The organism is Actinoplanes teichomyceticus ATCC 31121, from assembly GCF_003711105.1.
Lineage (GTDB): Bacteria > Actinomycetota > Actinomycetes > Mycobacteriales > Micromonosporaceae > Actinoplanes > Actinoplanes teichomyceticus.
This window is the reverse complement of record NZ_CP023865.1, coordinates 2004650-2019531: the sequence shown is the minus strand read 5'-3', so window position 1 is coordinate 2019531 and position 14882 is coordinate 2004650. Positions and strand designations below refer to the sequence as shown.

Sequence of the window (14882 nt, the reverse complement as noted above, 5' to 3'; positions counted from 1 at the left end):
CGCCGCTGGTCACGGCAGGGCGGCGGGCGGAGTCCGCGCCCCTGGTCACGGCACGTCGGCGGGCGGAGTCCGCGCCCCTGGTCACGGCACGTCGGCGGGCGCCGTCCAGTCGGGCGGGTCGGTCGGATGCAGCCGCGGGTCGTCCACGGCGAACGTGCGGGACGGGCCGGGCGGGGTCAGCGGCCCCTCGAACCGGACCGTGACCCGCCCCAGACCGCTGCCGCACACCCAGCCCGCACCGTACTCCTCGTGCCGCACGTCCTGCCCCGGCCGCCAGGTCACCGACGGCGCGCCACCCGGCGCCCGGGGCGGTTCCTCCGGGCCGGGCTCCGGCCGCTCCACCGACCCGGCGACAGCCGGGCCAGCGGAAGCTGGGCCAGCGACGGAAGCCGATCCAGCGGCGGAAGCCGCGGCAGCCGGGCCGGTCGGATCGGGCGCGGCGGCGAAAGCCGGGCCGGCGGCAGCCGGGTCGGCGGCAGCCGGGTCGGCGGCAGCCGGGTCGGCGGCAGCCGAACCGGCGGAATCGGGCGGGGCGGCGGGCGCGGCGGCATCACCGGCGGCCGGCAACGCGGCGCCGGTCGCGAACCCGCCCAGCACGGCCGGGGCGGGCCCGGCCGTCCCGCCCGCCGGCGTGCCCGGCGCGGCCGCCGCCAGCAGCCCCGGCTCGGGTGCCCCGGCCCAGAACAGCTCCGCCGGCCCGAAGACGTCACCGGCCGCCCCGGCGAAGGCCCCGGAGAACAGGTCGTCCTGGGCGAAATCGGCCAGTGCCGACACGCCCACCCCGAGCAGGCGGATCCCGCCGGAGGTGTCGATCTCGGCGAGCAGCCGCCGGGCCAGGTGGGCGATCAGCCGCCCGTCGTCGGTCGGCTGCTCCCGGGTGACCGCGCGGGTCACCGTGGTGAAGTCGTGGTGCCGGACCTTGATGTTGACCGTCCGCCCGGTCAGCCCGTTGCCCCGCAGCCGCCCGGCCACCCGGGCGGCCAGCAGGTCGAGCTCGCGGTGCAGCCGCACCGGATCGGTCACGTCGACGTCGAACGTCTCCTCCGCGGAGACCGACTTGGCCTCCCGCTCGCTGACCACCGGCCGGTCGTCCTGCGCCCGGGCCAGGCGGTACAGCCCGGTCCCGTGCGCGGTGCCGAACCAGTCGACGAGCAGCTCCAGCGGGACCGCGGCCAGGTCGCCGACGGTGCGCACGCCGGAGCGGTGCAGGCGCTGCTCGGTGGCCGGGCCGACCCCGCCCAGCCGGCTCACCGGCAGCGGGTGCAGCACGGCCAGCTCCGCGCCGGGCGGGACCACGGTCAGGCCGTCCGGCTTGTGGAGATCTGAACCGATCTTGGCGAGGAGCTTGGACGAGGCGGCGCCGATCGAGCCGGTGACGCCGCCGGTGGCCTCGGCGATCTCCGCCTTGAGGCGCAGCGCGAGCTCGGTGACGCCGGCGGTGCTGAGGTCGTTGGCGGTCACCGCGAGATCCACGTACGCCTCGTCGATGCTCACCTGCTCGACCAGCGGCGACACCCCGGCCAGCAGCCGCATCACCACCTCGCTGGTCTTCTTGTACGCCGCGAAGCGGGGCGACAGGAACGCCGTGTTGGGCGGGGAGCGCCGCCGCGCCTGGGCCGTCGGCATCGCCGAGCGCACCCCGAAGGCGCGTGCCTCGTAGGAGGCGGTGGCCACCACACCCCGGCCGGCCACCCCGCCGACCACCACCGGACGCCCACGCAGTGAGACCTTGTCGCGCTGCTCGACCGCGGCGAACATGGCGTCCAGATCCACGTGCAGAATGCTCGGATCCGCCCTCACGACCCGCAGCCTACGCACCGGGTACGACAAGTTAGGAGCCTCGGATGCCGGACGCCGGACTCGCCCGCCAGTCGGCCGTCTACCGCGCCGGCACGCTGGGCCGCCGCCCGGCGGTGCCGACCGACTTCGCCGAGCTGGAACGCCGGGCACGGCGGGTGAGCAGCGCCGAGGCCTGGGCGTACGTCGCCGGCGGCGCGGGTGAGGGCCGGACCATGCGGCGCAACCGGGCGGCCTTCGACCGGTGGGCGATCGTGCCCCGGATGGCGGCCGGCGCGGTCGACCGGGACCTGTCGGTCGAGCTGCTGGGCCGCCGGCTGCCCAGCCCGGTGCTCCTCGCCCCGCTCGGCGCGGGCGCGCTGATGGGGCGGGACAGCGACCTCGCGATCGCCCGGGGCGCCGCCGCGACCGGCACCCCGTACATCTTCTCCAGCCAGGGGTGCAATCCGATGGAGGAGTGCGCGGCCGCGATGGGCGACGCCCCGCGCTGGTTCCAGCTCTACTGGAGCTCCGACGAGCGGCTGGTGGACAGCCTGATCGCGCGGGCCGAGCGGATCGGCGCGGGCGCGCTGGTGGTCACCCTGGACACCACGGTGCTGGGCTGGCGGCCGCAGGATCTGAACCTCGGCTCGCTGCCGTTCGCCAAGGGGCTGGGGATCGCCCAGTACACCTCGGACCCGGTGTTCCGGGAGATCGTCGCCGAGCGCGCCGGCCGGCCCCGGGAGCGGCCCCGGGTGACGCCGGGCGCGATCCGGGCGCTGCTGGCGATGGCCCGCAACCACCCGGGTCCGTTCTGGGCCAACCTGCGCTCGCCGATCCCGCGCGCCAGCGTCGAAACGTTCCTCGACATCTACTCCAACCCCGGCCTGAGCTGGGCACACCTGGCGACGCTGAAGCAGCGGACCGGGCTGCCGGTGGTGTTGAAAGGGATCCTGACGCCGGCCGACGCGCGCCGCGCGTTCGAGATCGGCGTGGACGCGGTCGTGGTCAGCAACCACGGTGGGCGGCAGGTGGACAACGCGATCGCGGCGCTGGACGCCCTGGCCGGGATCCGTGCCGAGCTGGGGCCGGAGCCGACCCTGCTGTTCGACAGCGGGATCCGCACCGGCGCGGACGTCTTCACCGCGCTCGCGCTGGGCGCCGACGCGGTGCTGCTGGGCCGCCCGCATCTGTACGGCTTCGCCCTGGCCGGCGCGCACGGCGTGGCCGAGGTGATCCGCAACGTGGTGGCCGAGCTCGATCTGACCATGGCGTTGACCGGCGCCCGCGACATCGCCGGGATCACCCGCGACCTGGTACGCGCCCAACCGGCGGAGCGCGACGGCGACGGTTGAACGCCCGCGCCCCGCACAGCGCCCGCCGACGGTTGAACGCCCACGCCCCGCACAGCGCCCGGCGACGGTTGAACGCCCACGCCCCGCACAGCGCCCGCCGACGGTTGAACGCCCACGCCCCGCACAGCGCCCGGCGACGGTTGAACGCCCACGCCCCGCACAGCGCCCGCCGACGGTTGAACGCCCACGCCCCGCAGGCTCGCCACGGCCGGGGGTGTGCTGCGACAATGCCGGTCCTCTCGCGGAGCGCGCGACGGCCCGCGGAGCCGTCACGCTCTGTGATCACCGCCCGGGAGTGGGCGGCGATCCGTAGACGCGGCGGGCACCTCGGCGACAACAGAAATCCCGAGAAGTCTTTTTGACGCTCCTCGGACGGGCGTGCCACGATACGGCTCGATCGCGAGCCGGCCCGTTGTCGCAGCCAGCACGCTCGGCCCTGGAAAGTGACCGGCGGGCGCGGCGGGACCGGCCACGCTACCCCACGGAGAGAGCGGGACGGTGACGGAGAGTCAGGCCGCGGCCGTACGGGACAGCCCCGGCCTGGTCCGCGACGCGCAGGCCGGTGACCTCGGGGCCCTGGACCGGCTCGTCACCGGGCACCTCCCGCTGGTCTACAACGTCGTCGGGCGCGCGCTCAACGGTCACCCGGATGTCGACGACATCGTCCAGGACACCATGCTGAAGGCCATCCGCAGCCTCGGCACCCTGCGCCAGCCTGACCGATTCCGTTCATGGTTGATCGCGATCGCGTACCGCCAGGTCCAGATGCACCTGCGGTCGCGCAAGATGACGCTGCTGCGCCGGCATCCGGAGCCGGTCGACGTGCCCGACCCGGTCGGCGACTTCGCCGAGCGGACCACCGCCGCGCTGGTCGTCGCCGAGCAGCGCCGGGAGCTGGCCGAGGCCGGGCGCTGGCTGGACGACGGCGACCGGGAGCTGCTCGCGCTCTGGTGGCAGGAGGCGTCCGGCGAGCTCACCCGCGCCGAGCTGGCCGCCGCGCTGGGCGTGCGGCCGCGGCACGCCGCGGTCCGGGTGCAGCGGATGAAGGCGCAGCTGGAGCTGGCCCGAGGGGTGGTCCGGGCGCTGCGCGCCCGGCCGCGCTGCCCGCGGCTGGCGGACCTGATCCGGCCCTGGGACGGCGCCGCCGACTCGCTCTGGCGCAAGCGGCTGGCCCGGCACGTGCGCGACTGCCCGCACTGCGGGGCCCGGCGCGGCGGCCTGGTCCCGCCGGAGCAGCTGCTGCTGGGCATGGTGGCGCTGCCGGTGCCGCTCGCGCTGACCGCCGCCCTGCAGGCCGCGGTCCAGAGCGGAACGGCGGCGCCGGCCGCGGCCGCCCACGGCACCACGCTGGTCGCGCTGCTGCAGAACAAGGCGCTGGTCGCGGCGACGGCGACCACGGTCGCGGTGGGCGGCGGCTTCGCGTACGCGGTGCACCACTCGCCGGCCGACCCGGACCGCGGCGCCGCGCTGCCCGCACCGGTCGTCGCGGCCCCGGTCACCACCACCGCGCCGCCGACCGTCGCCGGTCCGTCGCCGAGCACCCGGCGCGGCGGCCCGGCGGGCGCCGCCGACATCCACGTCGCGCCGGACGGCTCGGACGACGGCGACGGCAGCGTGGCCCGGCCGTACGCTTCGCTGGCCAAGGCGGTCGCGGTCGTCCAGCCGGGCCGGACGATCGCCCTGCGCGGCGGCACCTACCGGCCCACGAGCCCGATTTCGATCACCACGAGCGGGACCGCGGCGAAACGCGTGACGCTGACCGCCTACCGCGGCGAGCACCCGGTCCTGGACATGTCCGGCATCCCGGCCGGCCAGTGGGCGATCACCCAGCGGGCGTCCTACTGGACCGTGCGGGGGCTGGAGATCACCGGGGCGCCGGACCAGGCGTACGTCTGCCTCTCCTGCACGAACTCGGTCTTCCAGCGGCTGTCCGTGCACGGCGGCGGCAGCGCCGGCCTGATGCTGCGCGACCCCGGCACCGCGGCCAACCGGGTGCTGGACAGCGACTTCTACGACAACCGGGGCTCCGGGGTGGCCGTGCAGTTCGGCGACGGCGCCGGCAACCAGCTGCGCGGCAACCGCGCGTTCCGCAACGGCGGCGACGGGGTGAACCTCGGCGACTTCGCCGGCGCGGTGACCGTGCAAGGCAACTGGTCGTTCCGCAACGGCGGAAACGGCTTCGCCGTCGGCGGCGGCACCCCGGCGACCGGCGCGCGGCACACCGTGCGGCACAACGCGGCGTGGGACAACGACGGGCACGGCTTCGTCGACGAGGGCAGCACCGCGGCGCTCACCCTGGGCAACAACACCGCGTTCCGCAACACCGGGCTCGGCTTCGCGGTCACCACGGCGCCGGCCACGCTGCGGTACAACGTCGCGGTCGGCAACGTCCAGGGCCAGCGGGGCCTGTCCGGCGCGGTCGAGGCGACGCACAACTCCTGGCAGGAGGGGTCCTGGTCGGCGGCGAGCTTCCGGTCCACCGACCCGCGGGTCGCCGAGGGTCCCCGGGCGCCGGACGGCGGCCGCCCGGCGACCACGTTCCTGGCCCCCACCACCGGGGGCGCCGGCGCGTCGATGACCGGTGACTGATCACCGCGCCGCCCGTCCGGGGTCACCGGGCGGGCAGGCGGTAGTCCGGGTAGGGCTCGGTGTCCGGCTCGGCGGTCGGCCCGCCGGCCGCGGTGGCGCGCAGCAGCGACGCCGTACCGTCGGAGCAGGTGATCCGCAGGCCCAGGGGCACCCTGCCGCGCTCGCCGGCCGGGCCCAGATCGGGCAGCGCGACCAGGTCCCAGGCGCGGAACGCGCCGGGTCGCGCGGCGTCCAGCAGCCAGGCGGCGAAGACCGCGGCGCGCGAGGCGCGCCGCGACGGCGGTGGCAGGGCCTCCGGCACCGGCAGCGGCGTCTCCCCCGGCCAGATCGCCCCCCAGAGGTACGCCTCCGACCCGGTGGCGTAGCGGACCCGCAGCCCCGCCGGGGACGGGCCGCCGGGCACGCTGTCGGCGCCGAAGCGCTCCACCGCGGCGATCTCCGGGTGGCCGCTGGCGCGGTGTAGTTCCTGCAGGACGTCGAGCACCTGGGCGAGTCGCACCGCGGTAGCCCATCCTGGTTGCGGTGGTGGGCGCCGCCCGTGGTGTGCGACGCCGGCTCCAGGAACACCCCTACGGGTGGCCACCCGGGTTCATGCTGGTCGTGTGCGCTTGCTACTCAACGTTCTCTGGTTCTTCCTCGGCGGCGGGTTCCTCCTCGCGATCGGCTACGGTCTCGCGGCCCTGATCTGTTTCGCCCTGGTCGTCACCATCCCGTTCGGCGTGGCCGCGGCCCGGCTGGCGGTCTACTCGCTGGCGCCGTTCGGCCGCACCGTGGTGTCGCGCCCGGACGCCGGGGCCGCCTCCGGCCTGGCCAACATCCTGTGGGTGGTCCTCTTCGGCTGGTGGATCGCGCTGAGCCACCTGGCGGCCGGCATCGCCCAGTGCGTGACGATCATCGGCATCCCGTTCGGGATCGCGAACTTCAAGCTGGTCCCGGTGGCGTTCTGGCCGCTCGGCCGGCAGGTCGTGGCGCTGGACTGACCCGGGTCGCCGGGGTCCGGCCGGCCGCGGCATCGATGCGGGCCGGTCGGCCGGCGGGGTCTGTCCGAGCCGGGGGACGAACGAGCCGAGGCTCCTGGCGGACGGCGCGGCGCGGGCGCGGTAGGTTTTCGGTCATGGCCCGCGTACGCGCCGCACTGTATCTGGACTTCGACAACGTGTTCAGCGGACTGATCAAGCAGGACCCGGACGTGGCGATCCAGTTCGCCAAGGACCCGGCCGCGTGGTTGGTCCGCCTGACCACGGCGCTGACCGTGGACGGCCCGCGCCGCTGGCTGATCCTGCGCTGCTACATGAACCCCGGCGGCTGGGTGCCCAATCCGGACACCGACGCGACCCAGCAGCGGCTGTACTACTCGCAGTTCCGGCCGTTCTTCGTGAACGCCGGCTTCGAGGTGATCGACTGCCCGCGGCTGACCCACACCAAGAACGCCGCGGACATCCGGATGGTGGTGGACGCGGTCGACGCGCTCGCCGACCCGGTCCCGTACGAGGAGTTCGTGATCGGCTCCGGCGACTCGGACATGACGCCGCTGCTGGTGCGCCTGCGCCGGGCCGACCGGCGGACCACGATCGTCTCGCCGTCGGACGCGGCCGAGGCGTTCACCGCGGTCGCCGACCGGCTGATCACCAGCCAGGAGCTGCTGGAGCTGGTCCAGGGCGAGCCGGTGGAGAGCGACGAGGCGGCGGTCACCCCGGTCGACCCGGAGACACCGGTCTCCTACGAGCAGTTCCGCGACCTGGTGAGCTGGCGGTACACCGCGGCGACCGGCCCGCTCAACCTCGCCTCGCTGGCCCACGACCTGCGCCGCCAGCTCGGCCCGAGCGTGGACGAGACGAACTGGTTCGGCAACGGCGGGTTCGTCCGCGCGCTGGAGAGCCTCAGCCTGCCGAACGCGAAGTTCTCCAACCACTTCGTGTGGGACGCCGCCCGGCACGAGGCGCCGGAGTCCGGGGTCGCCACCGGGCCCGCCCCGGAACCGGTCGGCCGGCTGTCCGCCCTGCTCAGCCTGCCCCGGCTGGCCAAGGAGATGTGGCCGCCGGTCTACCAGGCGCTCGCCGACTACGCGGCCGGCCACCACTTCAACCTGACCGAGGCCACCCGCTGGGCCCGTGACCAGCTGGCCGCGCAGGGCGTGGACGTGAGTCGCAGCGCGATCGCGTTCGTCACGCGGGGCACCGCGTTCGGCGGGGCGCCGCTGTACCGGCAGCCACCGCCGAACGCCGCGGAGATCGCGTCGGCGTTCGCCGACAACGTGTTGAACCGGGCCGAGGCGGCCACCATCGCGCTCAGCGAGGAGGAGATCGCCGAGGTCCGCGCCTGGCTCGGCGCGAGCTGAGCGGCGCAGCGCCGGCCCGCCGCGCCACCGCCGCGGGTACCCGGCCCGGCCCGCGGGTCAGGAGCCGAGTTCCGGGGCGGTCACGCGCGAGGCCGCCGGTCCGGGCGGCGGCGCGGCGGCGAACAGCACCCGGGCGGCGGCGGTCCAGGCGGTGACCAGGTCGAAGCGGGCCGGGTCGCGCAGCCACTGGATCTGCAGGCCGTCCATCAGGGCCATCACCTGGCCGGCCAGGGTCTCCGGCTCGGCCACCAGGCCCCGGGCCAGCTCGCTGAACTCGGCGATGGTGCGGTCCTGGCGGGCGCGGAAGTAGTCGTGGGCCGGGTGGTCGGGGGCCAGCGACTCGGCCTCCAGGACCGCGAACAGCCGGACGATCTCCGGCTGCCCGGCGTTGCGGCGGACCACGGCCGCGCAGATCTCCGGCAGCGGCACCCGCCCGGCCATCTCCGCCCGGGGCATCCCCAGCTGCACGGCGAGCGAGCGGTGGTCCTCCTCGTCGCGGTGCTCAAGGACCGCGATCAGCAGAGCGTCCTTGGAGCCGACGTGGTGCAGCAGGCCCGGCACGGTCAGCCCGCAGCCGTCCGCGACGTCCTGCATCGACAGCCCCCAGAAGCCGCGCTCGGCGATCAGCCGGGTGGTCACGTCGAGGATCTGCCGGCGCCGCTGCGCGGCGGGCAGCCGGGGCCGGTCGCGGCGGCGGAGCGGTGCCGTGTTCACAGCGTTCTTCCTATCAGCAGCCTATTGTCCGCCGGTCAGGACGTGCCCTATGTTACCGAGAAGTTAATACCTAGTAGGTACTAGGTAGCACTCTCCCCGGGAGGAGCCCGCCCCCATGACCTCCGAGCTCAGCACCACCGAACAGGCGGCGCTCACCAGCGGCAGCGACTTCTGGCACACGACGGCGGTAGCGTCCGCGGGCCTGCCGGCGGTGACCGTGACCGACGGCCCGCACGGGGTGCGGATGCAGGCCTCCGGCGACGACCTGCTGGCCGGCATCCCGGCCACCTGCTTCCCACCCGCGGTGGCCAGCGCCTCCACCTGGGATCCGCAGCTGCTGCGCCGGCTCGGCGAGGCGCTCGGCGACGAGTGCCGGGCGATGGACGTCGCCGTGCTGCTCGGTCCGGGCGTCAACCTCAAGCGCAGCCCGCTGGGCGGTCGCAACTTCGAATACCTCTCCGAGGACCCGCTGCTGACCGGGGTGCTGGCCACCGAGTGGGTGCGCGGCCTGCAGAGCCGCGGCGTCGGCGCGTCGCTCAAGCACTTCGCGGTCAACAACCAGGAGACCGACCGGATGCGGATCAGCGCCGACGTCGACGAGCGCACCCTGCGGGAGATGTACCTGCGGGCCTTCCAGCGGGTGGTCACCCGGGCCCGGCCGTGGACCGTGATGTGCGCCTACAACCGGATCAACGGGGTGCACGCCAGCCAGAACCACTGGCTGCTCACCGAGGTGCTGCGCGACGAGTGGGGCTTCGACGGGGTGGTGGTCTCGGACTGGGGCGCGGTCGTCGACCGGGTGGCGGCGGTCGCGGCGGGGCTCGACCTGACCATGCCGGGCCCGGACCCGGACGGCGATCGGGCGCTGGCCGAGGCGGTACGGGCCGGCGCGCTGGACGCGGCGCCGCTGCGGGCGTCGGCCGAGCGGGTACGCCGCATGGTCCTGGCCGCGGGCCGGCGCGAGCCCGGCGGTTACGACGCCGCGGCGCACCACGCGCTGGCCCGGGAGATCGCCGCAAGGGCGATCGTGCTGCTGAAGAACGACGGCGGGCTGCTGCCGCTGCGCGCCGGGCAGCAGAGCCTGGCGGTGCTCGGCGAGTTCGCCCGCACGCCCCGCTACCAGGGCGGCGGCAGCTCGCAGATCACGCCGACCCGGCTGGACGACGCGCTCACCGAGATCACCGCGTCGACCGACGCGCGGGTACGGTTCGCCGCCGGCTACCCGGCGCAGGGCGACGGTGTCGACGAGGCGCTGCTGGCCGAGGCGGTCGAGGCGGCCCGGACCAGCGATGTGGCGCTGGTCTTCGTGGGCAGCGTGCACGAGACCGAGGGCGCCGACCGGGACTCGCTGGACCTGCCGGTCGCGCACCGGGCGCTGATCGAGCGGGTGTCCGCGGTCAATCCGCGCACCGTCGTGGTGCTCTCCAACGGCGCGGTGCTGCTGACCAGCGGATGGGAGGCGGACGTGCCGGCGATCGTGGAGGGCTGGCTGCTCGGCCAGGCCGGCGGCAGCGCGCTCGCGGACGTGCTGTTCGGACGGGTCAACCCGTCCGGGCGGCTGGCCGAGACGATCCCGGTGCGGCTCGCCGACCAGCCGTCCTACCTGGACTTCCCCGGCGAGCACGGGCACGTCCGGTACGGCGAGGGCCTGCACGTGGGTTACCGCGGCTTCGACGCGCGCCAGCTTCCGGTGTCCTATCCGTTCGGGTTCGGGCTGTCGTACACCACGTTCTCGTACGGGGCGGCGCGGGCGACGGTGACCGGCGACGGCGTCGAGATCCGCGTCCGGGTCACCAACACCGGCGAGCGGGACGGCCGCGAGGTGGTGCAGGTCTACGCCGGACTGCCCGGCTCCGCGGTGCGGCGGCCCCCGCGCGAGCTCCGGGCGTTCGCGAACGTGCCGATCGCGGCCGGCGAGACCGTCGAGGTGGTGCTGCACGTCGAGCGCGACGACCTGGCCTACTGGGACACCCGGCTGCACCGCTGGGTGGTCGAGGACGGCGAGTACGTCTTCGAGGTCGGCGCGTCGTCCCGCGACATCCGGGCCACGGTGACCCGGCACGTCGGCGGGGACGCCGCCCGGGTGCCGCTGACCGCGGACTCCAGCGTGGGTGAGTGGTTCGCCGACCCGCGTGGCGCGCGGCTGCTGGGCGAGGCGTTCACCGCGGCGGCCGCCGCGGCCGGCGACTCGGCACTGGCCGCGCTGACCACCGACCCGGCGATGGTGATGATGATGGGCAGCCTGCCGTTGCACCGGATGGCGGCCTTCCCGGGCAGCCCGCTCACCGCGGACATGGTGGAGAAGCTGGTCCGGGCCGCCAACGACTGACCCGGCATCCGGGCGCGGTGGCCCGCGACCTCTCCGGTTGCGGGCCGCCGCGGCGCGGCCGGCCACCGGCCCGGGGCCACGAGCGCTGAGCTCCCGGCCGGTGACGCCCGCCGGCGGCGGTCAGGCACGCGCGCGGGTCAGCAGCGCCTGGATCCGCGAGACCAGCTCACGCGGGCTGAACGGCTTGGTCACGTAATCGTCGGCGCCGGCGCTGAACCCGCCCTCGACGTCCTGCTCCTGCACGCGGGCGGTGAGCATGATGATCAGCATCCCGGCGGTGGACGGGTCGGCGCGCAGCATCCGGCACACGTCGATGCCGGACAGCAGCGGCATCGAGACGTCCAGCACGGCGAGGGTGGGATGGTGCATCCGGGCCTGCTCCACGGCGGCCTGGCCGTCACCGACCGTGATCACCTCAAGCCCGGCCTGCTCCAGCTTGAAGGCCACCAGGTCACGGATGTCGGCGTCGTCGTCGGCCACCAGGACCGTGGTCACGGCAGCTCCCCTCGATCGGTATCACTCAGTTTCCGACGATATCGGGTTATCCGGGCTCAGGTCGTCAGACGGCGGGATTGCGACTCGCAACCGATCCGCAACCGCGACGCGCCGGGTCTGCACTCCCGCGGCGGTGTGCTGATCTCCAGGCAACCGCCAGCCCTCGACCGGCACGGGAGGAACCGATGACCACACTGATCGACGACGTCCGTACCGAAGCGCTCTTCGTCTCGGACCTGCAGCGTTCGCAGCAGCCGACGCCGGAGCTGATCCGGGCGGCGGTCATCGCGACGGTGAACCGGCTCGGCGCGGGCGGCTGCGCCGCACTGGTCGCGCAGGAGTTCGGCGAGCACCCGGACTGCGCCATCGGGCGGATGCGGTGGGCCCGCACGGCGGTCCAGCGGGCATTCGCCGGATAGGACCGTTCCGGTACGACCGTCGCGCCCCGGCCGGGCCGGAACACCGCGAGGCCGGTGGCGCGCGCCACCGGCCTCGGCTAAGCTCGCCGGCATGAACGCGCGCATGAGCATGTGGTGGCCCGCCTGACCGGCGGCCACACCCCCCGCGCGTAACCAACCCGCGGCCGCCTCCCCGAGGCGGCCGTTTCGCATGGTCCGGACTCGGTGGGCGCCCGCCCGGCCCGGAACGAGGAACCATGCCCTTCGCCCTGCTGCACCGCGACGGCGCCGACCACGTCGAAGTTCTCACCGGCGAGATGATCACCGTGGACGCGCTCGCCGACATCCCGCTGCGCCCCGGCCGCCCGGTGCTGGCCGTGGTCCCCTACCGGCAGATCGCCGAGCGCGGCTTCGCCTGCGTCGACGACGGCGCGCCACTGGAATGCCTGCTCGTCGCCGAGACCACGACCCGCCCGCTGAGCGACTTCCCGGCCGGGGACCTGCGCGTCAGCGGCGGCGGCTTCGACCTGACCGACGAGGAGTACGGCCGCGTCGTCGAGGACGTGCTGCGCGACGAGATCGGGCACGGCGAGGGCGCCAACTTCGTGATCCACCGGGTGTACGAGGCGACCGTCGAGGGCGATCCGGTGGACGCGGCACGGGCGGCGTTCGGCCGGCTGCTCGCCGGGGAACAGGGCACCTACTGGACGTTCCTGGTGCACACCGGGACCCGGACGCTGGTCGGCGCCACCCCGGAACGGCACGTCAGCGTCAACGACGGCATCGTGATGATGAACCCGATCAGCGGCACGTTCCGGCACGGCTCCGGACCGCTGCTCGACTTCCTGCGCGATCCCAAGGAGGTCGAGGAGCTCCACATGGTCCTCGACGAGGAGCTCAAGATGATGGCGACCGTCGCCGAGCACGGCGGGCAGGTGGCCGGGCCGTACCTGAAGCCGATGGCGCACCTGACCCACACCGAGTACCTGCTGGCCGGCCGCGGCTCGCTGGACGTGCGCGAGGTGCTGCGCGAGACCATGTTCGCGCCGACCGTCACCGGCAGCCCGATCGAGAACGCCTGCCGGGTGATCGCCCGGCACGAGCGGCGCGGGCGGCGGTACTACGCGGGGGTGCTGGCGCTGCTGTCGGTCTCGGACCGCGGGGAGCAGACCCTGGACGCGCCGATCCTGATCCGCACCGCGGAGATCACCCCCGACGGCACCCTGCGGGTACCGGTCGGGGCGACCCTGGTCCGGCATTCCACCGCGGCGGGCGAGGTGGCGGAGACCCACACCAAGGCGGCCGGGGTGCTGGCCGCGCTCGGTGCGGCGACCATCGCCGTACGCGACCAGGCGCCGCCCGCCGTGGGCGAGGCGGAACTGCGCACGCTGGCCGAGCGCAACGTGGACCTGGCCCGGTTCTGGCTGGACTCCCGGGAGGCCGGGGCGCTCGCGGTGCCGGCGCTGACCGGCCGGTCCGCGGTGATCGTGGACGGTGAGGACACGTTCACCGCGATGCTGGCCCACCAGTTGAAGGCCCTCGGGCTCACGGTCACCGTCGTGCCGTGGTCCGCCGCGCACGCGCCCCGCGCCGCCGACGCCGCGGACCTGCTCGTGGTCGGGCCGGGGCCGGGCGATCCGGGCGACCCGGACGAGCCCAAGATGGTCGCCATGCGCGCGATCGTGGCCGCCCGGCTCGCGTCCGGACGGCCGCTGTTCGCCGTCTGCCTGGGCCAGCAGATGCTCGCGCTGCGCCTGGGGCTGGCGCTGATCCGGCGCGACTCCCCCTACCAGGGCCTGGCCCGCGACGTCGACCTGTTCGGCGCCGTACGGCGGGTCGGCTTCTACTCCAGCTTCGCCGCCGTCTCCGCGGTGTCCGCCCTGGACTCCGCCCACGGCCCGGTCGAGATCGCCCGCGACCCGCTCGACGGCACCGTGCACGCGCTGCGCGGCCGCGCGTTCGCCGGGGTCCAGTTCCATCCCGAATCGGTCCTCAGCCGGGACGGCATCGATGTTCTCCGTGAACTTCTCCCGCCACTGTTCGCCGAGGTGGTTAGCCCGCTGACGAACGGGTAGCGATTACCCACGTCGGTGGTCCAAGGCGATCGAGAGCCTCACCTTGGGCCACCGACCCGGAACCGGACCGCCCGGCGCGGGCACCCGGCGGTCCGGGCGCGACACCCCTAGGATCAGGGGATGGAGGCCATCTACTACTTCGACCCGGCATGTCCGTTCACCTGGCGCACCTCGCGGTGGCTCACCTCGGTCGCGGCCGAGCGCGGGGTGCGGCTGCGATGGCGGGCGTTCAGTCTGACCATCCTCAACGGCGACGACGCGCCCGAGAAGTACCGGCCGATGATGCAGGCGTCGAGCCGGGCGCTGCGGCTGGTCGAGGCGCTGCGCGCGGACGGGCGCGAGGAGGCGGCCGGGGCGTTCTACACCGAGTTGGGGAACCGGACGTTCGAGGCCGGCACCCCGCTCTCGGACGCCGTCGTCGACGAGGCGGCGAAGGCGGCCGGAGTGGAGCAGGCCGGCGCCGTCCTCGACGACCCGGCGTGGGACGCGGCCGTACGCGAGTCGCACGAGGCGGCGATGGCCCTCGCCGGGCCGGACATCGGGTCGCCGGTGCTGCACCTGGCCGGGGCGGCGCGCGGCCTGCACGGCCCGATCATCGGCGAGGTGCCGGCGCCGGACGAGGCGCTGGCCATCTGGGACGCCACCGCCGCCCTGATGCGCATCGACACCTTCTTCGAGGTGAAACGCGGCCGCGGCTGACCGGCCGCGGCGGGCCCGGAATCCCCGGTTGAGGGGAAAGTCGGCGGGCCGGCGCCCCGGCGGGGTTTACTTCGGGTTGACCGACGGGTATGCGCACGGCGTCGTTGATCTCCG

General features: G+C 74.8%; 12 protein-coding genes. 8 read left to right on the top strand and 4 right to left on the bottom strand.

Annotation, left to right across the window (positions count from 1 at the left end; all coding sequences use genetic code 11):
• Positions 1 to 81 precede the first annotated feature (81 nt).
• Positions 82 to 1800: a DNA polymerase IV gene (locus ACTEI_RS38155; protein ID WP_122977261.1), complete on the bottom strand. Its 1719-nt coding sequence runs from the start codon at positions 1798 to 1800 to the stop codon at positions 82 to 84.
• 44 nt (positions 1801 to 1844) lie between these two features.
• Here ACTEI_RS38155 and ACTEI_RS09200 point away from each other — a divergent pair, with 44 nt between their 5' ends.
• Together ACTEI_RS09200 and ACTEI_RS09195 are read left to right on the top strand one after the other, a co-directional pair.
• Positions 1845 to 3131, top strand: a complete 1287-nt coding sequence (locus tag ACTEI_RS09200; RefSeq protein WP_122977260.1) for an alpha-hydroxy-acid oxidizing protein — start codon at positions 1845 to 1847, stop codon at positions 3129 to 3131.
• A 498-nt stretch (positions 3132 to 3629) separates the two neighbouring features.
• Entirely contained in the window at positions 3630 to 5720 is a 2091-nt protein-coding gene (locus ACTEI_RS09195; protein WP_239082260.1) for a sigma-70 family RNA polymerase sigma factor, read from the top strand.
• 22 nt (positions 5721 to 5742) lie between these two features.
• On the opposite strand, the gene ACTEI_RS09190 is transcribed toward ACTEI_RS09195, so the two are convergent.
• Positions 5743 to 6219 carry a hypothetical protein gene (locus tag ACTEI_RS09190; RefSeq protein WP_122977259.1) on the bottom strand — a complete coding sequence of 159 codons (477 nt, stop codon included), beginning with the start codon at positions 6217 to 6219 and terminating at the stop codon, positions 5743 to 5745.
• A 103-nt stretch (positions 6220 to 6322) separates the two neighbouring features.
• On the opposite strand from ACTEI_RS09190, the gene ACTEI_RS09185 reads away from it, so the two are divergent.
• Positions 6323 to 6700 (top strand): YccF domain-containing protein, encoded by a 378-nt coding sequence (locus ACTEI_RS09185; protein WP_239082259.1) that lies wholly within the window; start codon positions 6323 to 6325, stop codon positions 6698 to 6700.
• 134 nt (positions 6701 to 6834) lie between these two features.
• Positions 6835 to 8058 (top strand): NYN domain-containing protein, encoded by a 1224-nt coding sequence (locus ACTEI_RS09180; RefSeq protein WP_122977257.1) that lies wholly within the window; start codon positions 6835 to 6837, stop codon positions 8056 to 8058.
• Positions 8059 to 8115: 57 nt separating this feature from the next.
• On the opposite strand, the gene ACTEI_RS09175 is transcribed toward ACTEI_RS09180, so the two are convergent.
• Positions 8116 to 8772 (bottom strand): TetR/AcrR family transcriptional regulator, encoded by a 657-nt coding sequence (locus ACTEI_RS09175; RefSeq protein ID WP_122977256.1) that lies wholly within the window; start codon positions 8770 to 8772, stop codon positions 8116 to 8118.
• 115 nt (positions 8773 to 8887) lie between these two features.
• Between ACTEI_RS09175 and ACTEI_RS09170 the strand changes: the two genes are divergently transcribed.
• Positions 8888 to 11101, top strand: a complete 2214-nt coding sequence (locus tag ACTEI_RS09170) for a glycoside hydrolase family 3 C-terminal domain-containing protein (RefSeq protein ID WP_122977255.1) — start codon at positions 8888 to 8890, stop codon at positions 11099 to 11101.
• 120 nt (positions 11102 to 11221) lie between these two features.
• On the opposite strand, the gene ACTEI_RS09165 is transcribed toward ACTEI_RS09170, so the two are convergent.
• Complete coding sequence (locus ACTEI_RS09165) at positions 11222 to 11596, bottom strand: response regulator transcription factor (protein WP_122977254.1); 375 nt, start codon at positions 11594 to 11596, stop codon at positions 11222 to 11224.
• A gap of 185 nt (positions 11597 to 11781) precedes the next feature.
• Here ACTEI_RS09165 and ACTEI_RS09160 point away from each other — a divergent pair, with 185 nt between their 5' ends.
• The 3 genes from ACTEI_RS09160 (at position 11782) to ACTEI_RS09150 (ending at position 14768) form a co-directional block, all read left to right on the top strand.
• Positions 11782 to 12015 carry a hypothetical protein gene (locus tag ACTEI_RS09160; protein WP_122977253.1) on the top strand — a complete coding sequence of 78 codons (234 nt, stop codon included), beginning with the start codon at positions 11782 to 11784 and terminating at the stop codon, positions 12013 to 12015.
• Positions 12016 to 12251: 236 nt separating this feature from the next.
• Entirely contained in the window at positions 12252 to 14069 is a 1818-nt protein-coding gene (locus tag ACTEI_RS09155; protein ID WP_122977252.1) for an anthranilate synthase family protein, read from the top strand.
• Between the two features lie 120 nt (positions 14070 to 14189).
• Positions 14190 to 14768 carry a mycothiol-dependent nitroreductase Rv2466c family protein gene (locus ACTEI_RS09150; RefSeq protein WP_122977251.1) on the top strand — a complete coding sequence of 193 codons (579 nt, stop codon included), beginning with the start codon at positions 14190 to 14192 and terminating at the stop codon, positions 14766 to 14768.
• Positions 14769 to 14882 lie beyond the last annotated feature (114 nt).

Excerpts from the sequence above, each read along its gene's own strand:
- ACTEI_RS09200 (WP_122977260.1), top strand. The coding sequence starts at position 1,845 with ATGCCGGACGCCGGACTCGCCCGCCAGTCGGCCGTCTACCGCGCCGGC.
- ACTEI_RS09180 (WP_122977257.1), top strand. The coding sequence starts at position 6,835 with ATGGCCCGCGTACGCGCCGCACTGTATCTGGACTTCGACAACGTGTTC.
- ACTEI_RS09170 (WP_122977255.1), top strand. The coding sequence starts at position 8,888 with ATGACCTCCGAGCTCAGCACCACCGAACAGGCGGCGCTCACCAGCGGC.
- ACTEI_RS09160 (WP_122977253.1), top strand. The coding sequence starts at position 11,782 with ATGACCACACTGATCGACGACGTCCGTACCGAAGCGCTCTTCGTCTCG.
- ACTEI_RS09155 (WP_122977252.1), top strand. The coding sequence starts at position 12,252 with ATGCCCTTCGCCCTGCTGCACCGCGACGGCGCCGACCACGTCGAAGTT.
- ACTEI_RS09150 (WP_122977251.1), top strand. The coding sequence starts at position 14,190 with ATGGAGGCCATCTACTACTTCGACCCGGCATGTCCGTTCACCTGGCGC.